The sequence below is a fragment of the Ignavibacteriales bacterium genome, from assembly GCA_026390595.1.
In the GTDB taxonomy this organism is placed as follows: Bacteria; Bacteroidota; Ignavibacteria; order UBA10030; family UBA10030; genus UBA9647.
On record JAPLFQ010000020.1, the window covers coordinates 389,482 to 412,259 of the forward strand.

Sequence of the window (22,778 nt, forward strand, 5' to 3'; positions counted from 1 at the left end):
GTCGGTCTTTGAAGGTCTACCGCTCTTTCAGATCCTTTTTCACGACGGCGTCGATCGCCATCACCTGCTTGACCAGGTCGTCAAGCAGATCGAGCCTGAGCTGGCTTGCAGGGTCACTGAGAGCCTTTGACGGGTTCGGATGCGCTTCGACAAAGAGCGCGTCGCATCCGGCTGCGACCCCGGCCCGCGCAATGGGGAAGATGAATTCGGGCTGACCACCGCTCCGGGTCTTGTCTCCTCCGGGCAACTGGACTGAGTGGGTTGCATCGAGCACAACGGGGAATCCGAATCGCCTCATAATCGGAAGCGAGCGCATGTCGACAACCAGGTTGTTGTATCCGAATGTCGTGCCGCGTTCCGTCAGGAGCACCTTCTTGTTGCCGGTCATCGCCACTTTTTCGGCTGCCAGGCGCATATCAGCCGGCGCCAGAAACTGCCCCTTCTTGATATTGACGACTTTTCCCGTTCTCCCGGCGGCCTGCAGAAGCTCCGTCTGTCGGGACAGAAACGCGGGTATCTGGAGAACGTCCACAACTTGGGCTGCTTTCACCGCGTCTTCTGCGGTGTGGATGTCGGTCAGTACCGGTATACCAAACCGCGTACGGACCTCGGCGAGAATCTCGAGGGCATCCTCATCACCTATTGAAACAAAGGAATGAGCGCTTGTGCGGTTTGCTTTCTTGTAGGAAGACTTGAAGATCAGCGGGATGCCGCGGCGTTCTGCAATGTGAACGATTTTCTCTGCTGTCGAGAGAATCATCTTTCTGCTTTCGACAACGCACGGCCCGGCGATCAGGACGAGCGGACCATTGCCACCGATTCGTATGTCACCTATCCGGACTATCAAGAAACCCTCTGGAAAATCGTTCAGAGACTCTTACCTGAATGACCCTGTGATTTTTAACCTACGAAAAATTGCCACAACAATCAAAAAAGACTGATTTTATTGCTTTCTTGCATCTCCTCCGTTATTCACGTATTTTAGCGTTTGAATATATCTACTTCTGAATGAAAGTCCGGGCATACGCGAAAATCAACCTTGGACTCCACGTCCTCGGTAAGCGATCCGACGGGTATCACTCCATCGAGACCGTCTTCCGGCTCATTGATCTCTACGACGATTTGGAGATGGTTCAGAACGATCAGGGAATTCAGTTCTCCTCCAACAGACCCGAGCTGTCTGACGACAACACCAACCTCTGTGTGCGCGCAGCGCACGTCCTCCGGGATCTCACCGGGTGTCACACCGGTGTTGAAATGAAACTGACAAAACGCATCCCCATCGGCGCGGGGCTCGGCGGGGGGAGCGCGGATGCGGCAGCCACTCTCCGGGGACTGACAAAACTCTGGTCACTCGACATCAGCCCGGACGAGCTGCAGACCATCGGCGAGACGCTGGGATCAGATGTCCCGTTCTTCTTCACAGGACAAACAGCATTCGCCACAGGAAGAGGAGAAATCCTGGAGAGCTTCGTGTTGCCGCTTCCCTACACCATCCTGGTGGCCACTCCGCCAATCCACGTTTCCACCGCCTGGGCCTATTCCTCACTTCGACTCGCCGAGAACAGAAAACGACCGAAATTGAAAGAGCTGCTCTCCGGCAACACTCGCGACATCCCGACGCTTCGCCGGGAGCTTTCGAACGACTTCGAAGCGACGATTTTCGAGAGGCATCCTGAGATCGCGAAGCTGAAAGAGGCCTTCATGTCCGGGGGCGCTGACATAGCCCTTATGAGCGGCAGCGGATCGTCTGTGTTCGGGCTTTTTTCTGCTGCCGAAACAGCCAGAGGGCTCGCATCTGATCTTTCGAAACAGTATTTCACATCGGTCACAGAGCCGCAGTTCAAACCAGAGATCAACTAACAAGTGACTGATCGAGTGCAGATCCGACATTCTCCCCGCCCAAACTTCGTTTACCAAAAGGTCATTCGGTCTGCTTTTCTCCTTGTTTGCCTGGTCTCCGCCGCCAGCGCTCAGGATATCCAGATTCCCGATTCGGTGAAAGCACAGCGGCTCGACTCCCTGCGCGCTGACACACGTAAGCGGTTCATCCCAGGTATTGGCAATCTCGGCCGACCTGTCGATACTTCGAGCGCTCTCCACCACTATCAATTTCTCCATACTGATGCCGTCTATGTCGGGGATTTGCTCTGGAAAATACCGGGAGTGCTTCTGCGCGAGTTTGGGGAGCCGGGCCAGGCCGGACAATTGAGCAAGACCGGGGTTGACACCCGTGGAATTTCGCTCCAGCTCGATGGCCGTCCGCTGAACGATCCGGTGACGGGACTGTACAACCTGTATGATATTCCTCTCGAGTATTTGAATGAAATCGAATCCTCTGATGGCATGGGTGCGCTCTTCCAATCACCAAATTCTGCGGCCGGGAGGATCAATTTCGTCTCCCATCAATACAACAGTTCCAGACCGCTCACGAAGCTGCGGTTCTTCCAGGGGGCGTTTGATCACATTTTGTCAGACGGGATCTTCGCCCAGAACGTAAGCCGCGGGATGAACGCCGTATTCGGCTTCCAACGGCATGTGACAAATGGCCGATTCAAGAACTCCGCGTACGACTCCTGGAATTTCCGGTTGCGCCTCCGTTACAACGTGTCGGAGGATCTTAACATGTGGATCGGGGACTTTTACACAAAGTCGACCATTGGCCTCAACGACGGCGTGGATGCGTCCAAGAGCGCTTCGCTGTACGATGAGCTGAATGCCACCGTGAAGGACCTCGCCTCCTATCAGATCTCGTCCAGGCACGATCTTACGGTCGGAGTCATCGGGAGGTTTTTCTCCGATACGACTTCCCTCTCGAAAGCCACACTTTATTTTTCCTCCATCGACAGGGAATATTCGAATGGTAACCCGCTCGGGGGGCAGCCCCTGTTTTCCAATAATCAAGTCAGTTCCTTCTGGGGCATGAAGCTACAGCAGAACATCACTTTCCCGGTCGGTTCCCTTGATCTGGGAGCGGAGATGGAATCGCGCCATACGAGGCAGGATCACTACCTCGCAGACCGCACTGAGAATTATGCCGCAGGAAGCGCAATGACAATGCTCCGGGCGGGCCAATGGATCGAAGGAGCGTTCTCTGCCCGATTTGAAGGGCTTCGCGGGGACCACGGTCTTTCGTGGGGTGTTAATCTGAAATCTCGACCGACTTTGTGGCTTGAAGTGTGGGGAGATCAGTCAAGAAGCTACCGATTCCCAACGATTCAGGAATTGTTCTGGGTGGATTCGGACCTTGAACGTGCTGACAATCTGACGAAAGAGACTCATTCCCTGATCCAGGCCGGAACTCGCATCCGGACAAGCTCATTTGAACTGGGGCTGACGGGCTTCATCAAGAAAATAGAAAACTCCATCAGCCTGACGCCTTGGACTAATGGAGAGGCAGGATATTCGTTCGTCTCGACTCCGGTGCTTGATTATAGCGGTGTGACAGCCGATCTGAAGCTCCGTGTCTCGGTATTCGAACTCGCAGGCAACATCACTTTCACACGAAGCAAAAAGAACGGGAGCGATCCTCCAGTCATCCCGCAGATTACGTCGGTCAGCGAATTGTCGTACAGGGACCAATTTGCTGGAGGCGAGCTGGACCTGAAGGGGGCTATCCGGTTAAAGGCTGTGACACGCCATCGGGGACTTCAGTTCCTGCCACGCCTTGGCTTGTTTGCGGAGCAAGGCGTTGCTGAGATGCCTGCGTTCGCGTCTCTCGATTTCTACTGTGTGGCGAAAATCGGGGATGCCTATCTCACATTCGAGTGGGAGAATCCGCTCAGCGTCAACAGGATGATGATTCCCTATTATCCTCTGATGGACCGAAACATCAAGTTGGGAGTGAATTGGGTTTTCACCGATTAATCCGCTCCTCTTATTACTTACCTGAGCACTGCAACCAACCGAAAAGATCCCAATGAAGAAAGTCGTTACTGTATTCGGAAGTCTCAGGCCCCATGAAGACGACCCTGAATATGTCGAGGCCAGGAAACTCGGGAACGCCCTGGCGCAGGCAGGTTTCATTGTCTGTAATGGCGGCTATGGCGGAATCATGGAAGCTTCTGCGCGGGGTGCGAAGGAAGCGGGTGGAGAGACTATCGGCGTCACAGTTGAGACGTTCACCAGAAAGGCAAACCGGTGGGTCGATACGGAAATCAGAATGAGGACGCTCGTTGAACGAATAGAGGTGTTGGTTGACAAGGCGGACGCTTATGTCATCCTCAAGGGAGGAACCGGCACACTCCTCGAACTTGCCTACGTCTGGGAGTTCATCAACAAGAAATTCATTCCCGAGAAGCCGATCATCATCGTAGGGAACTTCTGGGGACAAGTGGTTGATACACTGAAGGACGAGCTGTTGTGGGAAGGGCTTGGCGACTGTACGAAGTTCGTTCAGAAAGTCGCGACATCGGAGGAATGTGCGGCGTTGCTCACGCAGAGGCTTTTGAGATCAGGGGACTGAACGCACCCTCTTCCGCTCGATCACTCCTTCGAGGAAACCGATCATTTTCCCCGCTGATTCTTCCCAATTGAACGAACGCCCCCATGCAATCGCATTCACCCGCATCCTATTCCGGAGGTTCTCGTCCCGAAGCACCAACGTGATCTTCTGCGCCAGCTGCTCAATGTTGCCGAACTCGTACAAGAAACCGGTCTTCTCATCGACCACGGAATCGCGTAACCCCGGCACATCGCTCGCCACGACAGGGACGCCGCACGCATTCGCCTCGATCACCGTCAATCCCCATCCTTCCTTCGCAGAACAGTTCACCGCGAGGGTCATCTGATGAAGCTGCCGCACTTTTTCACTCTCGCTTACATATCCCGTGAACTCAACCCGTTCGGCAATACCGAGCTCACCAGCGAGCCGCTGCAGTTCCGCCCGGAAATCACCATCGCCGATGATTTTGAGCTGCGCATCGGGAACGTCTTTCAGTACTATCTGAAACGCCCTGAGCAGATGGTCCACGCTCTTGTATTTCTTCAACCGACCGAGATGACCGACCAACGGTTGCCCCGGCAAGAGATCTTCTGACGGCTTGTAGATCTTATCGTTGACTGCATTGGGAACTATGACGATGTTCGCCGCAGGGAATCCGAGGTCAATAAGCTCCAGGCGGGTGCTTTCAGAGACAACCGCCATCGGAGTGTTCTTGTACACCTTTGCTGCGACTTTTTCGGCAAGGTAGACATACGACGCCGGGACAAAGGGCGCCTGCAGGAAAATCGCTTTCCCAAACAGGTGGTGGACGATCCCCGCGAGCGGCCTGTCGACAAACCAGGGGGTGTAGAAGGGAATCTTGTTGATGTCATCGACAATGACATCGTATCCTTCTTTCCGAAACTGCGATTGGTACCGGAGAGGGACATGGAAGTTGAAGAGATATCGTCCCCCTTCACGAATGACACGGAGGCCATCGATGTCCTCCGTATCAGGTGATCCGGGAAACTTTGAGCAGTACAACGTCACCGAATGTCCCTGCGCCACGACTCTCTTGAAAATCTCATGGAGATGGACTTCGGCGCCGCCGCCAAGCGGGTTCTTGATATCTTGCCAGTTCAGGACGAGGATCTTCATCAGGCTCCCGGCTGCTACTTTCTGCCCATGACGCCTATCGAGATGCCGGTATAGAGAGGCAGCGGCGTTTCGAGAAGAGCCATCCGAACACCCTTTCGGAAGCGTGATACGGATTTGAACGGTTGAGGGTTGAGCGGCAGCGTCAGGCCAACGGCCTTCATCGCTTCTCGGAAGGAGCGATAAAAGAAACTCGGGTACATCCATTCGCCGTAGGCATAGACAGGCGTTAATCCGAGCGTTTGCATGCGGTTTTTCAGCTCGCCTACGGAGAACGATCGCTCCCAGCCTGCGAACCACTTGTCCACGGCCATCAGGAGATGTTTGGCGAGCGTATACAAGTGATACCGCTGCGGGACATCCACCAGCAGTATGCCGCCGGTTTTGAGAACTCGGATGTTCTCCTTCAGAAGGGCCTCGGCCTGCGGATGACGGAAGTGTTCCAGCAATCCCTGGTGGAACACAACGTCGAACGTCTCAGCCTGAAATGGCAGTTGGAACGTATCGCCGCCGACAATTCTCGCGGGAAGCTGCAAATTTTCCGCCAGGCGTTTGAGAATCCGGAGTGAATTCTCAGCATAGTCGAGTTGGACGACCTCCGCCCCATACTTCATGAGCGGAAAGCTATCCCTCCCCGTTCCGGCTCCGATCTCGAGTATTTTCATCCCGCGCAGATCGCCCACACGTTGGAGGTTTCGAAGAATCCGGTCCTCGTTCGAATAGACGTGTGCGACATTCTCCTTTTCTTCCCAAAACGTCTCCCAGTGTTCCCGTCTTGATTCTTTTTCAGGCGGCTGCGTTCTTCCCTCCATGCCTACTTCCCTTTCACCGGCGCACGTGTGGCAAGTGAGTCCTTTTGCTGCGCCGCGGATTTCTCCGCCATGAGGCGGGCTCGCAGCTGTCCTGTGATCTGTTCAATCCCTTGTTCGCGCGGGTACGTCGAGCGGATCACATCGACAAGCTTGAGAGCATCGTCGTACTGATGCAGGGTCTCATAGGTCTGGAGTAGCACCACATACGGATTTTCATACGAGAGCGGCTCGGCGGTTCCGCGCTCGACGATCGGCTTCAGCTCCCCAACGATCTCATTGCACATCAGGCGGAACTTGTCGTCTCTTCCCGCGGCCGCATACAGGTTTGCGACATAGATCTTTGTCCGGTAGTCCATCGCAATGACCTTCCGGGGAACGACCTGCTCCATCCTGTCAAGCGGTTCTGAGACCTTCGACATCATACCCGGCGTATTGGCGTAGTATTGCGACAGGAGGACAAAGGCCTGCCGGTAGTTTGTCATCAGGCGGCGAATGTCCTCATCAAAATACGTCGTGCTGTCCTGCAATCCCCTCCACCGATATCCAACTGCGGGAGTCTTGGATGGATTCTGGATATCTGTGAAGAACTGTGCGCGCATCTTGGGTTCATTGATATTGCTGACGAGCGACGTCCCCTTCCTGGGAATCAGGTGGAACGCAAGTCCTTCGAGTTGCAGATATTCTTTCAGGCCGATCTGGCCGTCAGGGGAAACAGTCATCGCGAAATAGATGGGGCGCTGCCAGTTGGACGATGCAACGATATCGAAAACCATGATATCCTGCACGCGGATGGCCTTCACCTTGCCGAATTCGAGTGAGTTCGGCATGTAGAAAGACATGGTATCGGTCACATCCTGCACCTTCGTCTTGGCATCAAGTGTCGCGGCGGTCCCTTCCACGCTGTACTTTCGCATGATTTCGCCGGGGACTGGAAGCTTGATCACACGCGGCTGGAATTCCCTCGGCCTAATGACCTCAATATCGCCGTCGGGGGTTGTGATCGGGACTTTCTTCGCGCCGTACGGCTCCCTGTGTTTGAGCTCTTTGATGTACCAGCTCGTGTTCAAAAGGCTGAGGCAGACGACACGGACGTCGCGCCGGACACCTTCCACGTCTTGCAGGTACCAGAGAGGGAATGTGTCATTGTCACCGTTGGTGAACAGAATTGCATCCTGTTCACACGTCTGCAGAAGGTTGTACGAATAATCCCACGCGACGTAATTCCCCTTCCGGTCCGCCTGATGATAGTTGGTCCGGAACATATTCACAGGGACAAACAGGACTGCAAGGACGAGGACCGCGTATCCCATGTATTCGTGACTGCCGTTCGACTTGTATTTCTCTTTGATCCAATCGATGGCTCCGAGCACGCCCATACCAATCCACATAGAAAATATGAAGAACGAACCCACGTAGAAGTAGTCACGCTCCCGGGGCTGGGGTTCCTGCATGTTGAAGTACACTACCAGGGCGAGCCCCATCACGAGAAACGTAGCACTTGCAACCGCGGCCATCTTTGGATCGCGGCGCCAGTGAAAGAAGGCTCCCAGCAATCCCAGGAACAGAGGTATACCGTAGAGCTGCTTCCAATTGACCCCCGCATCTTTGAAATCGCCTTCCGAACCAACGTAGTTCCATCCGAAATATCGCAGATACATGTGATTCAGCTGATACTTCCAGAAGTAGTCCAGATCGCCCGCGTATTTTGCTGCGGCAGCCGACTGTTCGGGTTCGGTGTTCCATCGCCGGTTGATCAGCGGGGCCTCGCCATACTGCTCACGATTGAGGTACGAGACCAGGCGCGCCATCGTACTCGGATCGTTTTCGTTCATCGGGGGATTTGCATTCGCGCGGATGTACACCATCGTGTAGGTGGAGTACCCGAGGATGATCAGCAGGAAACTCAGGAGTGCGAGGTTGAGGAGGCGGTTCTGTTTCTTGACAGAATAGTAAATGCCGTAGAAAGCTGCACCGATCAACGCGATTGGCATGAATGTGAACAATTCACTCTTTGTTCCTCCAAATTCCCCGTCGAGCAGGGACGGCAGCACTTTCACCACACCGGGATAGATGATCCCGAAAATTATCATCGCCGCGACGCCGAACTTGAGGAACGACGGAATCGAAAACTCGTTGTACCGGAAATAGTAGAACAGCATCACAGGGAAGAGCGCCAGTATGGCCAGCAGATGGACACCAACCGCCAGGCCGACGAGGTAGGCGATGAACAGCAAATACATGTCTCCCCGCTTGAAATCCGCCCGTTCATACCATCGCATTCCCAACCAGATGATGCCACTGACGAACAGCATGCTCATGCCGTACACTTCGGCTTCCACCGCGTTAAACCAGAATGTCGGGCTGAAGGTCAGCGACAACGCTCCGACAACCGCCGATCCAAACACGACAATCCGGTCGTACGTTGTCCCCGGTATGCCTCTCCACGTCACGATGAACTTGACTGAAAGAAGATACAGCAAACCGCATGACAAGGCGCTCGCGAGCCCGGAAACAAAGTGCATCCGGACAGCAATATCAGGCACAAAAGGCACCATCGACGCCAGGCGGGCCAGAAGAAGAAACAGCGGAGCTCCCGGCGGATGGGGTACCTGCAATGAAAATGCTGCAGCGGAGAACTCTCCTACATCCCAGAACACGACGGTGGGAGAAAGGGTAGCCATATATGTAATAAGGGAGACAAGAAAAACGCCTCCGGCGATGACGCGGTTCAGCTTTTTGTGTTCCATGCACTCCTCGTTATCAATCTGGACAGATGCGACGAGTCAAAACCTGCAAAATCTATCAGGAAATGCCCTGAACTGCAACAGCGTTTTCAGACGCGCAGCGAAGCGCATATCTCATCGCAAACCATGTACCCTTTGGATGTAAGCCTCAATTTGCCGTCCTGCACAATCGCCATCCGGCTTTCAATGAGATCATTGAGTCGGGAGCGATGCTCTGCCATCAGATCCTTCCCATAGCGCCCGCGAAAACCGGCGATGTCAATCCCTTCACTCCGAAGACCGAGAAAGATCTCCTCTTCCACAAGTTGTTTCGTCGTCAGGTGCTCCTGCCCCGCGACAGGAAGCGATCCCTGATCGAGTTTGTCGAGATAACCAACGATGCTTGATACATTCCACCAGCGGACGGAGCCTTCTGCACCGCCGGAGGACCAGAATGAATGAGCGGAAGGTCCGAACCCGAGATAGTTCGAGTGATTCCAGTAGTTGCCGTTGTGCCGTGACTTCAGCCCCAGGCGGGCGAAGTTCGATACCTCGTATTGCTCAAAACCGTGTGCGGCGAGATACTGAATCGTCAACTCGTACATCGACGCATCCTCATCGGTGGTCAGAAGCGAAATCTGCCGTGACTCGACCATCCTGGCAAGGGGCGTGTTCGGCTCCACAATCAGGCTGTAACAAGAAATGTGCGCGGGGCTCAGCTCCATTGCCTGCTCGAGGTTTGCACGCCACCGTTCCTTCGTCTGGTTCGGAAGCGAGAACATCAGGTCAAGGCTGACATTGTCGAACCCCGCATTCTGCGCATCACGGACACACTGCTTTGCCTCATCCGATGAATGGATGCGAGTCAGGAATTTCAGGTCGTCATCGTGAAATGATTGGATCCCTATGCTCAGTCGGTTGATCCCGAGCCTTCGGAAAGAGTCGAGCTTCTGCCGATCCACCGTCCCGGGATTGGTCTCGACAGTGATCTCAGCATCTGCCGTTATGTGGAACGAACTCGTGACTTTGTCGAGTATGAGCTTGAGGTCTTCCACAGAGAGCAACGAAGGAGTTCCGCCGCCCAGAAAGACAGTCTCATAAGGCACCTGGAATCGCTCTTCGCGGGCCCGGATATCAAGTTCCTTGAGCAACGTCTCAACGAACCGCGTCGTCGGCAGCTCGGAACGCGACGCGGTCTCGTTCGGGGCGATCGAATAGAAATCGCAGTAGATGCACTTGTGTTCACAGAACGGAATATGGATGTAAAGGCTCGCCACTCTTCTGTCCAGTTCCTCACTTCGTGTGCGGTACTGACTGCCGATGACTGCTATCGAATCAACATCCCAACCCGCGACCACCTGATCTTGCTCACCCTCTCCTTGAGGCCACTCCCCGGATCTTCGGGATCCCATGACCAGTACACCACGAGCGCCGCTCCGACGATGTTTCTCTCGGGGACGAACCCCCAGAACCGGCTGTCAAGACTGTTGCCGCGATTGTCCCCGAGCATGAAGTAATAGTTCTGTTGGACCGTGTAGGTAGATGACGTGATCCCATCGACCAGCACTGTTCCACTCGAATCCATGTCCAACCGGTGATGCTCACGCTCAATGAAATCTCTCCACCGCGAAACAGACGCCGGCGTCAGTGCAACCACGTCACCTTTCTTTGGGACTATGATCGGGCCGTAATTGTTCCCATCGATCGGCTCCCGTCCCTCCCCTCGTGCGGGTTCCGGCCAGAGAGACCGCCCCGGGAAAGAGGATTTCCCGTGCGACGGAGGAAGCACCATCCTTCGGTCAACAAGAACGTCACCCGACTGTATCGCAACAGTGTCTCCTGGAATCCCGATGCAACGTTTGATGTAGTAGACGGGTTCGTTTCCTTCAGTCTCACTATGCCTACCGGGATACTCGAAGACAACGACATCCCCACGCCCGACAGAACCGAAAGCGGGAAACGTCAGCGAAGGGATCGCAAGGTTGGTAAGTGGAACGTACCGCGGGGTCTTCAATCCATACGCGAGCTTGTTGACCAGAAGGAAGTCGCCGACGAGAAGAGTGTTCTCCATCGATCCGGAAGGGATCCGAAACGCCTCTACGACAAACGTCTTCAGCAGGAAGGCAATGAAGATCGTGAAGAGAATCGCCCTGGCAAAGCTCATCGCCCGACGCCCGAGGGGAGGCTCGGGCGTCGAAGGAATTACAGTCGATTCATGCGGCGTGCCGGGAGGCTTCGCGTCCGGTGACGCATTCATTGATATGTGTCGGTTCTCCTCGTCCACCATCCCTACTTGATAAGCGTTCCTATCCGGCCCAAACGAACCGAAGCGATCTTGGAGAAAATGTTGTAGATCGGGATGTTGGTGTCCCACGACCAATAGACAACCAGGGGTGTACCGACGAGGTTTTCTTTGGGGATGAACCCCCAATAACGACCGTCGAGGCTGTTATCCCGATGGTCTCCCATGCCAAACACATAGTCACGCTGGACCGTGTACTCCGTGGCCTCCTTGCCGTCGATTTCGATACGATTGCCGCTGACAGTGACCGTGTGCCCCTCCCTGCGAATGAACGTATCCCACGCCTCGATCGTCGTCGGGTCGATGCGGAGCGTCATCCCTTGCTTCGGAATCACAAGAGGGCCATAGTTGTCTTCGTTCCAGGAAGCCCCTTTCGGGAAAATCCGATCATCCACACCGCTTGCACTCACCATCCGCGGGAAACTGAAGTGTATGTTCCGCGGCACCGGAGCAACCTTGCCATTCACGTGGAGAACCCTCTTGATCACTTGCAGCGTATCTCCCGGAAGTGCCACGCAGCGCTTCAGGTAGAACGTAAAATCTTCCGGCTTCACTTCATCCCGATAGCCGGGAAACACAAAAACGATCACATCGCCCCGCTCAACCTCCCTGAACCCTGGAATCCGAAACCAGGGTAGACGCACATTCGTGAAGGGTATGTTGCGCGGCGAGGTGCCGCCGTAGATGAACTTGTTCACGAAGAGCAGGTCACCGGTCATCACTTCATTCTCCATCGATCCGGTCGGGACCAGGAAGGAGGCGATGACGAAATTATTGAGAACCAGAAAAGCCCCAAAGACTATACCAAACTCCTTTAGAAAGGCCAGCACCTTCGCCTTCAAGGGTCTGTCGTCCCGTGGCTCTTCCTGTTTCACTTTGCGTGCATCGTTCATTCATTCCTCCATCGACAAGACAGCCAGGAAGGCTTCCTGGGGGATCTCCACCCGGCCGACCTGTTTCATCCGTTTTTTGCCTTCTTTTTGTTTTTCCAGGAGCTTCCGCTTGCGGCTGATGTCTCCCCCATAGCACTTGGCGATGACGTTTTTTCGCATCGCGCTGATGGTTTCCCGTGCGATGACCTTACTGCCGATCGCGGCCTGGATTGCAACCTCAAACATTTGACGTGGGATGAGCTCGCGAAGTTTCCCGCACATCTTCCGGCCCCAGTCATACGATTTCGCCCTATGTACAATGGTCGATAACGCATCGACAGACTCCCCGTTCAGCAGAATATCGAGCTTCACGAGGTCCGATTCCCGGTTTTCCAGGAAGTCGTAATCGAACGAGGCGTAACCCCGGGAAATGGACTTCAGCTTGTCATAGAAATCGAAGATGATTTCAGCCAGAGGGAGCTCATAGTGGATATCGGCACGCTCGGGGGACAGATAAGTAGTATTACGATGGATTCCGCGCCGGTCCATGCAGAGCTTCATGATTGGACCGATGTACTCGGTCGGCGTGATAATCTGTCCCTTGATGTAAGGCTCTTCGACCCTCTCGATTTCGCCTGGGGTAGGCATGAACGCGGGGTTATCCACGAGCATGACTTTGCCATCGAGCTTGATAACGCTGTATTCGACGTTCGGAACAGTATTGATGAGGGATTGATTGTATTCTCGCTCGAGCCTCTCACGGATGATCTCCATGTGCAGAAGCCCAAGAAAACCGCACCGGAAGCCGAACCCGAGGGCCAGCGAACTCTCTGGTTCGAACGTCAGCGAGGCGTCGTTCAGGCGGAGTTTCTCTAACGCTTCCCTCAATTCACCAAACGCGTCACTGTTGGACGGATACATACCGCTGAAGACCATTGGCTTCGCTTCTTTGTAACCGGGAAGCGGCCCTGCAGCAGGCTTGTCTGCGTGTGTGATGGTGTCTCCCACCTTGGTATCGTGGACATCCTTCACATTGGCGATGACGTATCCGACGTTGCCGGCGGAAATACTGCCTACACGTTTTCGCTGCATTTCCAGGATTCCGACATCTTCGGCCTGGAACTGCTTGTCATTCGAGAAGAACTTGATGTGTTCCTTTTCGTTCAACGTCCCATCAATCACCCTCACGTATGCCACTGCGCCGCGGTACTCGTCAAACACGGAGTCGAATATCAGCGCTCTCAACGGCGCGTCGGGGTCTCCCTTGGGAGCAGACACTCTATGCACGATCGCTTCGACGACTTCGTGCGTCCCCAATCCGGACTTCGCGCTCCCGAGCAGGATTTCTTCTTCTGTGCATCCAAGGAGATCTACGACCTGGCGCTTGACCGTGTCGATCATCGTCTTTGCGCTGGGCAGGTCGACCTTGTTGATGAAAGGTATGATCTCAAGCCCCGCGTCGATGGCGAGATAGAGGTTGGAAATTGTCTGCGCCTCCACCCCCTGCGTCGCGTCCACAACAAGAATCGCCCCTTCGCACGCTGCGAGAGAACGTGAGACCTCATACGTAAAATCGACGTGCCCGGGCGTATCGATCAGGTTAAGCGTGTATTGCTCTCCATCGAGTGCCTTGTACTGCATCTGGATAGCGTGGAGCTTGATGGTAATGCCGCGCTCCTGTTCAAGCTCCATATCATCCAGCACCTGCTTGGTCATGTTGCGGGAAGAGATTGCTCCGGTAAGCTCGAGGATCCTGTCGGCGAGGGTGGATTTGCCGTGATCGATATGTGCGACTATGCAAAAATTTCGGATGTGCTTCATGAACCTTCAGTGACTCGATTGCGAATCAAGTGCTCCAAAAAAAGAAAAAGTAAAGAGTGGAAGTGCAATCAAATCACCCTTTACTCCCCGTTCGGACAAGAAATATAGCGTAAAATCGCCGTAAGAGCAAGGTGGAGGTCGGTGCATCCGACTCAAGGCATGATCTGGAATTCCACGGAAATTCTGATTATGTACATCGTATGGATACTCCATTGGGAACGGTCATAGTCGCCGGCGCTACGGGATTGATCGGTCGGAAATTGACATCAAGTCTGGTCGAGAGTCGGACAAAAGTTGTTGTCCTCACAAGAAGCCAGGACGCGATGCGAGCGCCCGTTCATCCCCTGGTACGGTATGTTCGCTGGGATGGAAAGAACCAGGGCGAATGGACACAGTATGTTGAGTCCGCAGAAGCGATTGTAAATCTTTCGGGACAGTCGATTGGCGAGAAGAGGTGGTCGGAAACCCGCAAGCAAGAACTCCTTCTGAGCCGCACAGAGCCGACGGGGGCACTGGTGGAAGCTATCCGGCATTCGAGCAAAAAACCGAAAGCCCTCGTCAACGCGTCTGCCGTTGGGTTTTACGGCAACGTCCCCCGGGGAAACGTTGTCGAGAATCATCCACCCGGACAGGATTTTCTCGGAAGAACATGTGTCGCATGGGAATCGTCCGCGCTGGAGGCGCAAGAACTTGGTGTTCGGGTTGTCCTGCTTCGATCCGGCATCGTCCTGGATTCTCGGGGCGGCGCTCTCAAGAAAATGCTCCTTCCATTCAGGCTTTTTGTCGGCGGCCCGCTTGGCTCCGGAGATCAGTGGTTTCCATGGATTCACCATGAAGACGAGGTGCGGGCAATTCGGTTCGCGCTCGATACAACAGCGCTTTCAGGGGCTTTGAATCTGGCAGCGCCGCAAGCCACGACGATGCGCGATTTTGCTCAAACCCTCGGAGCAGTTATGCACCGCCCGTCAATATTCCCGGTGCCGTCTTTTGTTCTGAGAGCGATTCTCGGAGAGATGTCGGCCATAGTCCTCAACGGCCAGTGTGCAAAGCCGGAGAAGCTCCTCAAAGCGGGGTTTGAATTCCGGTTTCCTGCTCTGACCGGAGCACTCAAGGACATACTGGGGTAGTGGACCAGACCTAGCGGATTGGGATGCTGATCTTGAGAGAAGTTCCGCCAAGATTATCCCCGACATCGAAACCGTAGAGGCTGGCTCCGACGTATGCGTCGACGAGGTTTAGCAGATAAGTGATTGCAAAATAGAACGCGAACCTGTCGCGCTCATCGTGGTAGAAGTCCCTCTCGTAGAGCAGTTGCGCATCCCCCTGCCCATTGTTAGCCCCGAGCTTTACAGACTCGTCGTATCTCGATCGGGATTCGGTATAGCGGTCATTCATACGAAACCACTGCGTCCCGAAATACCCTCCGAATCCGAGAATGAGCGGAACCTTCCAATATCTCCCCGTGTAAATCTGGCCGGCACCGGGGAGAATAGCCGAAAGCAGTACCGCAGTTGTCGGAGACTTCGAACGAATGAACACGACGCTGGCAGAATCAGCCTTCAGGGAATCCGGCAGGAGGCGGAAGAACGGTGTTTGCGAAACCGGGTCCGCCTTGAACAACGCCGACGAGACTCGCTCCTGACTAACGGCAGGGCCGATCAGAAGAGAGAGGAGACCACACAGAAGAGCGACCCGCGAATGGATGAGAGAATGCGTCCAAGCTTTCATTATGCAAGGCACAACCACCTACTTCTCGATGACCGCTACAGCTTCGATTTCGACCTTCATGTCTCGCGGGAGCCGGCCCACTTCGACGGTGCTTCGAGCCGGAGCGGCTGACGAGAAAAACTCCGCATAGACTTCGTTCATCGCCGCAAAGTCATTGAAGTCCTTCAGGAAGACTGTTGTCTTCACGACGGCATTCATGGACGTGCCGGCTGCGTTCAGCACAGCTTCGATGTTTTTCAGGACCTGCCTGGTCTGCGCCTTGATATCTCCCTCGATGACCTTATTCGTCGCAGGATCGATGGCAACCTGACCAGCCGTGTAGACAAATCGTCCGTCAACAATGATTCCCTGGCTGTACGGCCCGATTGGTTTCGGCGCCTTGTCGGTGAGAACTTTCTGATTGGCCATGGTATCTTCCAGATGATTCAAGAAACGTTGAGCAGGCACACCGCAGACATCTCTTCGTGCCTTTGTGCCTTTGCGTGACTTCTTGTTGAAATGACTTCTAGTGAAATTTCTCGAGTGATGCGAAGAGGTCGAGCAGGCGATCCAGATCATCGAGCGAATAGTACTCGATGACGATTTCCCCTTTTCCGCCGACACGTTCCTTTACGCTCACCTTCGTGCCGAGCGTCTGTCGCAGTTTCGCTTCCACGCTCTGAACGCTGGCCGAGCCTTCTGTCGGAAGGGTCTTCCGGCCGGTCCCTTGTGTTGTTTTACCCGTCGCTTTCGCGAGGAGCTCGATCTTGCGGACAGAGATACCTGAATCGACGATTTTCTGATAAAGACGGAGTTGCATGCCCTCTGTCGGCACGTTGATCAGCGCCCGCGCGTGCCCCATCGTGATGAGGTTCTTCCGCAACCCTACCTGGATCTCGATAGGCAGTTTGAGCAAGCGGATGAAATTCGTAACCGTCGTGCGGTCCTTGCCGACTTTGTCTGCCACCTCTTCCTGCGTCAGATGGCACTCGTCGATGAGGCGTTTGTAACCGTGGGCAATTTCGATAGGGTTCAGCGTCTCGCGCTGGATGTTCTCGATGAGAGCGAGTTCCAGCATTTCCTCATCGGATTCCACCGTGATGATGTAAGCGGGGATCTCTGTGAGTCCGGCGTTCTGCGCCGCGCGCAATCGCCGTTCGCCCGTTACAAGCTGATATCCGCCGTCCACGCGCCGGACAGTAATCGGCTGTATGATCCCTTTTTCGACGATCGAACGGGTGAGTTCCGCTAACGCCTCAACGTCAAATTCCGTCCGGGGCTGGAATGGGTTGGGCCGTATGAGCTCCATCGCGACCCGGGCTATAATGCCTACCTCTCCCGTGTCTGCTCCAATCTCATCGTGCCGGTAGCTCACTTCTTTCGGTGGCGCCTTCGGTATCAAAGCGCTCAACCCCCGTCCAAGAACTGATTTCTTTTGAGTAGACATATCAGGATCCGGTAACAGAGTGTGATTGCGGGATCGACTCGGGCGTCAGCGCATCGTTGTTCGCCAGCACCTCTTTGGCCAGGTCCATATGGTGCCGGGTGCCTGAGCAGATGGCGTCGTACAGAATAATTGGCTTGCCGAAACTCGGAGCTTCGCTCAAACGGATGTTGCGGGAGATAACCGTCTTGAACACCTTGTTTCCAAAATATCGTTTGACCTCATCGACGATCTGATTCGACAACCGCAGGCGCGAGTCGAACATCGTCAACAACACCCCCTCGATGTCAAGGTTCGGATTGAGCGTCTTCTTCACGAGATTGATCGTGCTGAAGAGCTGACCCAGTCCTTCGAGAGCGAAGTATTCGCATTGCACCGGGATCAGAATGGAATCGGCTGCGGTGAGTGCGTTCAGCGTCAGAAGTCCAAGCGAGGGAGGGCAATCGATGACAACAAAATCGTACAGCTCACGCACAGGTTGAATAGCTGTCAAGAGTCTCCGCTCCCTGTTTTCCAGGGCCACCATCTCAATCTCTGCGCCGACGAGATTGATATGGGATGGGACACAGGAGAGAAACGGCATCTGGGTCTCGACAATTGTCGATCCCATGTTCAGTCCGTCGACGATCACTTCGTAAATGGTGCGGCCTTCGAGAGGAGAGATGCCGATTCCGCTGGTCGCGTTCGCCTGCGGATCCATATCAACAAGAAGTGTACGCTTTTCGGCCACAGCGAGAGACGCAGCCAGGTTCACGGCCGTTGTTGTCTTCCCTACGCCGCCCTTTTGATTCGCAATAACAATGACTTTTGACATCGACGAGTTATCGGTTCTCTCTGACTGGGGGGCAAATGAATGTGCGAATATAATCCTTTTTCGGAGAGTATGCAAACAACCGCAGTCGGGGGAGCCGCCGCAGGACGTTCAGGTTTTGCCGAACCGGTCACCCGCTTTGAGCGGATAGCCGCGTATGAATTCTGCGATCGCCATTCGCTTCCTCCCCTCCTGTTGAACTTCGGTGAGTCCGAGCAAACCTGTCTGAGTTCCGACCAGTACTTTCGTGGCGGTCGTGTCCGCTACGACACCCGGTTCGCACGCATGGACCAGTCCGTAATCATCGACACGTTCCGTCCCATAGATCCGAACGATCTTTCCATGATGCCTCGTCCAGGCACACGGACTGGGAGAAAGACCGCGCACAAAATCGTGAATTTGCTGCGCAGGTTTCTTCCAGTCGATTTCACAATTCTCACGCCAGATCTTGGGGGCAAGCGATGCGGAGGATTCGTCCTGGGCCATGGGTTTGGCATTGCCGAGCTCGATTGCACGGACAGTCTGAAGGACAACCTGGGCTCCCAGATCCGACAACCTGTCGTGCAATTCGCCGGCGGTCTCGTCACGCCCGATGCGAACGCGGGCCTGCAGAAGCACCGCGCCTGTATCCACTTTCTCGCGCAGGAAGAACGTTGTGACTCCCGTTTCCTCTTCCCCTTTGATGATCGCCCAGTTGATCGGCGCGGCACCCCTGAACTTTGGGAGGAGCGACGCATGCAGATTGAATGCACCAAACCGGGGGATTGTGAACACTTCTGGCGGGAGAATGCGGAACGCCACGACTGCGATGAGATCCGGTTGGAGACTGGCAACGGCGGAAACGAACGCCGGGTCTTTCAAGCTTTGTGGTTGGAGAAGAGGGAGGCTTCTCTCATCGGCAAATTCTTTGACGGGGGATGGGGCGACTTTCTGTCCTCGCCCCTGAGGCATATCGGGCGATGTCACGACGGAGACAACATTGTAGCCATGCTCCAACAGCGTCTTGAGGCTGGGGATGGCAAACTCCGGCGTGCCCATGAAGAGAATTCGCATGGTGAAGGCTCATACCTCGTCAGAACTGATGGAAGGATACGACGTGTCTACCTCACCCTTTTCAATCTTTTTCAGCTCGCTGCGGAGAAGCGCCCGGCGCGTTCTTCCAACACGGTCCACGAACATGACGCCATCCAGATGATCGGCTTCGTGCTGTATAACCCTGGCGAGCAGGCCGTCGGCTGTTATTTCTGCCTCCTGGAAATTTACATCCCGGTATTTCACGCCAATTCTCTCAGGCCGATCCACTTCTGCGCGAAGATCGGGGATGCTGAGACACCCCTCTTCCATCGAGATTGACCCCTCCATGACCTTGATGACAGGATTGATCATCACAAGTACTTTGGACTCCGAATCGTGTTCAGCGGGCTTTCCTTCATCTTCCTCCCGCACTCCCCTCTCAATTGCGCCTACATCAACGACGAGCATCCGTCGGAGATCCCCCACCTGGGTGGCAGCGAGTCCGATGCCGTTCGCTCTGTGCATTGTCTCGGCCAGATCGTACATCAGCTTGATCGCAGAATCATCGAGCTTCTGGACAGGCTTCGCCTTCTTGCGCAGCACCTCAGTCCCATACAGATAGATAGGCAATCTGGACATTCTTGTTTTCTGCCGCCCCAAATGTAGAAATTCAACTTCGATAAGAAAATATACTCAGCACATCGCTTGAATGCAACCTACTCCACAACCCGACGCGCTCCCTCGTATCGTTGTTTGAAATAGTAGCTTTCAAGTGACGAAATCGTTACGCCCAGCGAGACGCTTGCATGAGCAAAGAGATCATCACCGAGATAGATCCCAACGTGCGAGGCTGTCTCGCCGGTCGTATTGAAGAATACGAGATCGCCGAACTTCAGATCGTCGTTGGTCACCGGAATTCCAGTCTTGAACTGCTCAGCACTGCTTCGAGGCAGCAGCTTCCCGATCGATTTCTTGTAGACCGTCATCGTATAGGCGGAACAATCGATTCCATCTTCATCCATTCCGCCGAGTTTGTACGACACTCCCATCAGTTTCGATATCTCGCGCATCACCTTCGCCTGATCGAGATTCGAGATCGCCGAATTCTTCTCTGTCCGGAAACTCCGCTTTCCCGCCAACACGTTTTCAGCTGCGTCGGAAGCAGTCTCGACGTCCTCATCTCGTGCCTGAACCGAGTCTTTGCCGGAACGTGCTGGTTCTGTCTTCCCGGCAGACTCCGCTCTCTTTGTTTCCCCGCTCTTGAACCGGGGGGACGTCCCACCACAGCCACCGATTGCCAGAACCGAGGCGAAAAGAAAGGGAGCAGTGATCACGACGGCCAGAGTTTTCGTGTGTTGGACCCTCCGGAACAGCGAAAGCCCCGGCTTACACCGAGGCTTTCCACTGGTTGCATGTCTCATTCGTTCCATTATCCCAGGTAAGCCCTCAGAGCTTTGCTCCGGGAGGCATGCCGCAAACGCCGGATCGCTTTCTCTTTGATTTGTCGAACGCGTTCCCGCGTGAGATTGAACTTCTCGCCGATCTCTTCAAGAGTCAGCGAGTGCTCCTGATCGAGCCCAAAATATAACCTGATGACCTGTGCTTCCCGCTCGCTCAGCGTGTTCAAGGCACGTCGCACTTCAACCTTCAGGGATTCTTCCATCAACTGGTGATCAGGAGATGGCTGGCGCTGATCCTGGATAACATCCAGGAGCCGGTTATCCTCTCCCTGTGCAAACGGTGCATCCATCGAAAGGTGGCGCCCGGAAATCTTCAGCGTGTCGGAGACTTCGAAGAGCGACATGTCCAGCTCTTCCGCAAGCTCGCTGGCGCTCGGTTCACGCTCGAATTCCTGTTCAAGCGTGCTGAATGCTTTGCCAATCTTGTTCAGCGCACCGACGCGGTTCAGCGGCAGACGCACGATACGGGACTGCTCAGCCAGGGCTTGCAAAATCGATTGGCGAATCCACCACACGGCATACGAGATGAACTTGAATCCACGCGTCTCATCGAACCGTTTGGCAGCTTTTATCAGCCCGAGATTCCCCTCGTTGATCAGGTCGCCGAGGGACAGTCCCTGGTTCTGATACTGCTTTGCGACGCTGACGACGAAGCGGAGGTTGGCCTTCGTCAGTTTCTCAAGCGCCTTCTGGTCCCCCTTCTTGATGCGTCGGGCAAGATCGATTTCCTCCTGCGGTGTGAGCAGGTCGACCTTGCCGATCTCCTGAAGGTACTTGTCGAGAGACTGGCTTTCCCGATTCGTGTATTGTTTACTGATTTTTACCATGTACTGTCGCGCCTCTTTCCAATGGGACTATGCAGGTAGTCTGAGCCCTACCCTATCAACATCACTCAGATACAACAAAGTTCGGTATTTCCCGAATCTACTTCGTGTTTCGTCGGAGAACCGAAGCTTCCGACTCCCCCTTCGCGCTCTTCTTGATTAGACCATCGATTGAAGAAAACTGTTCCCTGCAAGCAATGATGATTTCTTCAAGGAGAAGTACTCTGCAACCGTTTTTGCAGCATCCGCGAACGTCTGGCGAATTCCCAGGTCCACGTTTTGCTTCCCGCCCTTCACAAAGCTCAGCAGCGGCACGTATTCCCTCGAATGGTCCGTGCTCTGATCCGTCGGATCATTGCCATGATCGGCCGTCATGATAAGCAAATCCCCCTCATGCATCGCATCGAGCAGCGAGGGAAGTCCTCGGTCGAATTGCTCCAGGGCCGCCCCCATCCCTTTCGGGTCCTGACGATGTCCGTACAGCATGTCGAAATCGACCAGGTTTGTCATAACAAACCCATGCCGCAATGCTGCTGCGGCCTCGACCGTCCTGCGAAGACCTTCCGCGTTCGAGGTCGTATGGATCTTCTGCTTCAGTCCGCGTCCACAGAACAGATCATCGATTTTCCCGACGCCGATCGTCTCGATCCCTTCATCGTGCAGAAGATCCAAAAGCATGGGCGCCGGAGGATTGAGAGCAAAATCCCTTCGGTTTGTGGTGCGGACATATGCACCGCTTGAACCCACAAATGGCCGGGCGATGACTCGTCCGACAGCGTGAATCCCCGTCATCACTTCATGACGAGTTCGCGTACAAATCTCATAGAGCCGTTCAAGCGGGATCACCCCTTCGTGAGCGGCGATCTGGAATACTGAATCGCCGGAAGTATAGACGATCGGGTTCCTCGTGCGAACGTGTTCATCACCGAGTTCCACAAGGATATCGGTGCCTGACGCAGGCTTGTTACCCAGGACTCCGCTGCAACCTGCAACGTCCATAAAACTCCGGAGGACATCAGCAGGGAATCCTCCCGGATACAACGGAAACGCCTTTTCTGTTATGACACCCGCAAGTTCCCAATGACCAGTCGTGCTGTCTTTTCCGGCCGAACGCTCGGCCATTTTTCCGAAACAGCTCTCTGCATTTTTGACTGGCGGCACACCCTGCGCATCGACGATATTTCCGAGCCCGAGTTTCTGCAGGTTCGGGAGCTTCAGACCTCCGATTGCTCTCGCCGTATTCCCAACCGTATTCGTTCCCTCGTCTCCGTACGCACGAGCATCGGGCAGTGCGCCGACACCAACGCTATCGAGGACCATGAAGACAACTTTCCCTGGCTTCAAGATAGCAGTCTCCCTTCCACGACTCGACCCACCACAGCCCGCAGAGATTCCAGATAGAACCGACTA

At 54.6% G+C, this 22,778-nt stretch carries 21 protein-coding genes; 4 read left to right on the forward strand and 17 right to left on the reverse strand.

Annotated elements, in window-relative coordinates; translation table 11 throughout:
* Positions 1–16: 16 nt before the first annotated feature.
* Positions 17–847: a 3-deoxy-8-phosphooctulonate synthase gene (gene kdsA / locus NTU47_09830; GenBank protein MCX6134098.1), complete on the reverse strand. Its 831-nt coding sequence runs from the start codon at positions 845–847 to the stop codon at positions 17–19.
* A gap of 161 nt (positions 848–1,008) precedes the next feature.
* On the opposite strand from kdsA, the gene ispE reads away from it, so the two are divergent.
* Genes ispE through NTU47_09845 form a run of 3 tightly spaced genes read left to right on the forward strand, consistent with a single transcriptional unit; the run spans position 1,009 to position 4,465 of the window.
* Complete coding sequence (ispE, locus tag NTU47_09835) at positions 1,009–1,863, forward strand: 4-(cytidine 5'-diphospho)-2-C-methyl-D-erythritol kinase (GenBank protein MCX6134099.1); 855 nt, start codon at positions 1,009–1,011, stop codon at positions 1,861–1,863.
* A 15-nt stretch (positions 1,864–1,878) separates the two neighbouring features.
* On the forward strand, positions 1,879–3,867 hold the full coding sequence (locus NTU47_09840) for a TonB-dependent receptor plug domain-containing protein (GenBank protein ID MCX6134100.1): 1,989 nt from the start codon (positions 1,879–1,881) through the stop codon (positions 3,865–3,867).
* A 52-nt stretch (positions 3,868–3,919) separates the two neighbouring features.
* Positions 3,920–4,465: an LOG family protein gene (locus NTU47_09845; GenBank protein ID MCX6134101.1), complete on the forward strand. Its 546-nt coding sequence runs from the start codon at positions 3,920–3,922 to the stop codon at positions 4,463–4,465.
* Here the strand turns inward: NTU47_09845 and NTU47_09850 are convergent.
* The 7 genes from NTU47_09850 to lepA form a co-directional block, all read right to left on the reverse strand.
* Complete coding sequence (locus NTU47_09850) at positions 4,454–5,581, reverse strand: glycosyltransferase family 4 protein (GenBank protein MCX6134102.1); 1,128 nt, start codon at positions 5,579–5,581, stop codon at positions 4,454–4,456. The genes NTU47_09845 and NTU47_09850 overlap by 12 nt on opposite strands.
* Positions 5,582–5,595: 14 nt before the next feature.
* The gene (locus NTU47_09855) at positions 5,596–6,390 is read right to left on the reverse strand and encodes a class I SAM-dependent methyltransferase (protein ID MCX6134103.1); all 795 of its coding nucleotides are present in this window, start codon (positions 6,388–6,390) and stop codon (positions 5,596–5,598) included.
* 2 nt (positions 6,391–6,392) lie between these two features.
* Entirely contained in the window at positions 6,393–9,137 is a 2,745-nt protein-coding gene (locus tag NTU47_09860; protein ID MCX6134104.1) for a DUF2723 domain-containing protein, read from the reverse strand.
* An 86-nt stretch (positions 9,138–9,223) separates the two neighbouring features.
* Positions 9,224–10,525 (reverse strand): radical SAM family heme chaperone HemW, encoded by a 1,302-nt coding sequence (hemW, locus tag NTU47_09865; protein ID MCX6134105.1) that lies wholly within the window; start codon positions 10,523–10,525, stop codon positions 9,224–9,226.
* The gene (lepB, locus tag NTU47_09870) at positions 10,441–11,370 is read right to left on the reverse strand and encodes a signal peptidase I (protein ID MCX6134106.1); all 930 of its coding nucleotides are present in this window, start codon (positions 11,368–11,370) and stop codon (positions 10,441–10,443) included. Before lepB (NTU47_09870) ends, hemW begins: the two co-directional genes overlap by 85 nt.
* A gap of 32 nt (positions 11,371–11,402) precedes the next feature.
* Positions 11,403–12,308: a signal peptidase I gene (lepB, locus tag NTU47_09875; protein MCX6134107.1), complete on the reverse strand. Its 906-nt coding sequence runs from the start codon at positions 12,306–12,308 to the stop codon at positions 11,403–11,405.
* On the reverse strand, positions 12,309–14,108 hold the full coding sequence (gene lepA / locus NTU47_09880; GenBank protein MCX6134108.1) for a translation elongation factor 4: 1,800 nt from the start codon (positions 14,106–14,108) through the stop codon (positions 12,309–12,311).
* Positions 14,109–14,308: 200 nt separating this feature from the next.
* Between lepA and NTU47_09885 the strand changes: the two genes are divergently transcribed.
* Positions 14,309–15,235 (forward strand): TIGR01777 family oxidoreductase, encoded by a 927-nt coding sequence (locus tag NTU47_09885; protein ID MCX6134109.1) that lies wholly within the window; start codon positions 14,309–14,311, stop codon positions 15,233–15,235.
* A gap of 10 nt (positions 15,236–15,245) precedes the next feature.
* Here the strand turns inward: NTU47_09885 and NTU47_09890 are convergent, their stop codons facing one another.
* The 9 genes from NTU47_09890 to NTU47_09930 form a co-directional block, all read right to left on the reverse strand.
* A complete protein-coding gene (locus NTU47_09890) occupies positions 15,246–15,836 on the reverse strand; it encodes a DUF5683 domain-containing protein (GenBank protein ID MCX6134110.1) in 591 nt (196 codons plus the stop codon).
* Between the two features lie 18 nt (positions 15,837–15,854).
* The gene (locus NTU47_09895) at positions 15,855–16,244 is read right to left on the reverse strand and encodes a RidA family protein (protein ID MCX6134111.1); all 390 of its coding nucleotides are present in this window, start codon (positions 16,242–16,244) and stop codon (positions 15,855–15,857) included.
* A gap of 97 nt (positions 16,245–16,341) precedes the next feature.
* Positions 16,342–17,262: a ParB/RepB/Spo0J family partition protein gene (locus NTU47_09900; protein MCX6134112.1), complete on the reverse strand. Its 921-nt coding sequence runs from the start codon at positions 17,260–17,262 to the stop codon at positions 16,342–16,344.
* Between the two features lies 1 nt (position 17,263).
* Positions 17,264–18,073 carry an AAA family ATPase gene (locus NTU47_09905; GenBank protein ID MCX6134113.1) on the reverse strand — a complete coding sequence of 270 codons (810 nt, stop codon included), beginning with the start codon at positions 18,071–18,073 and terminating at the stop codon, positions 17,264–17,266.
* 108 nt (positions 18,074–18,181) lie between these two features.
* Positions 18,182–19,123 carry a methionyl-tRNA formyltransferase gene (fmt, locus tag NTU47_09910; GenBank protein MCX6134114.1) on the reverse strand — a complete coding sequence of 314 codons (942 nt, stop codon included), beginning with the start codon at positions 19,121–19,123 and terminating at the stop codon, positions 18,182–18,184.
* A gap of 9 nt (positions 19,124–19,132) precedes the next feature.
* A complete protein-coding gene (gene def / locus NTU47_09915; protein MCX6134115.1) occupies positions 19,133–19,723 on the reverse strand; it encodes a peptide deformylase in 591 nt (196 codons plus the stop codon).
* A gap of 77 nt (positions 19,724–19,800) precedes the next feature.
* Positions 19,801–20,505, reverse strand: a complete 705-nt coding sequence (locus tag NTU47_09920; protein MCX6134116.1) for an NlpC/P60 family protein — start codon at positions 20,503–20,505, stop codon at positions 19,801–19,803.
* 8 nt (positions 20,506–20,513) lie between these two features.
* Positions 20,514–21,371 carry a sigma-70 family RNA polymerase sigma factor gene (locus NTU47_09925; GenBank protein ID MCX6134117.1) on the reverse strand — a complete coding sequence of 286 codons (858 nt, stop codon included), beginning with the start codon at positions 21,369–21,371 and terminating at the stop codon, positions 20,514–20,516.
* Between the two features lie 156 nt (positions 21,372–21,527).
* Positions 21,528–22,712: a phosphopentomutase gene (locus tag NTU47_09930; GenBank protein MCX6134118.1), complete on the reverse strand. Its 1,185-nt coding sequence runs from the start codon at positions 22,710–22,712 to the stop codon at positions 21,528–21,530.
* Positions 22,713–22,778: the final 66 nt, after the last annotated feature.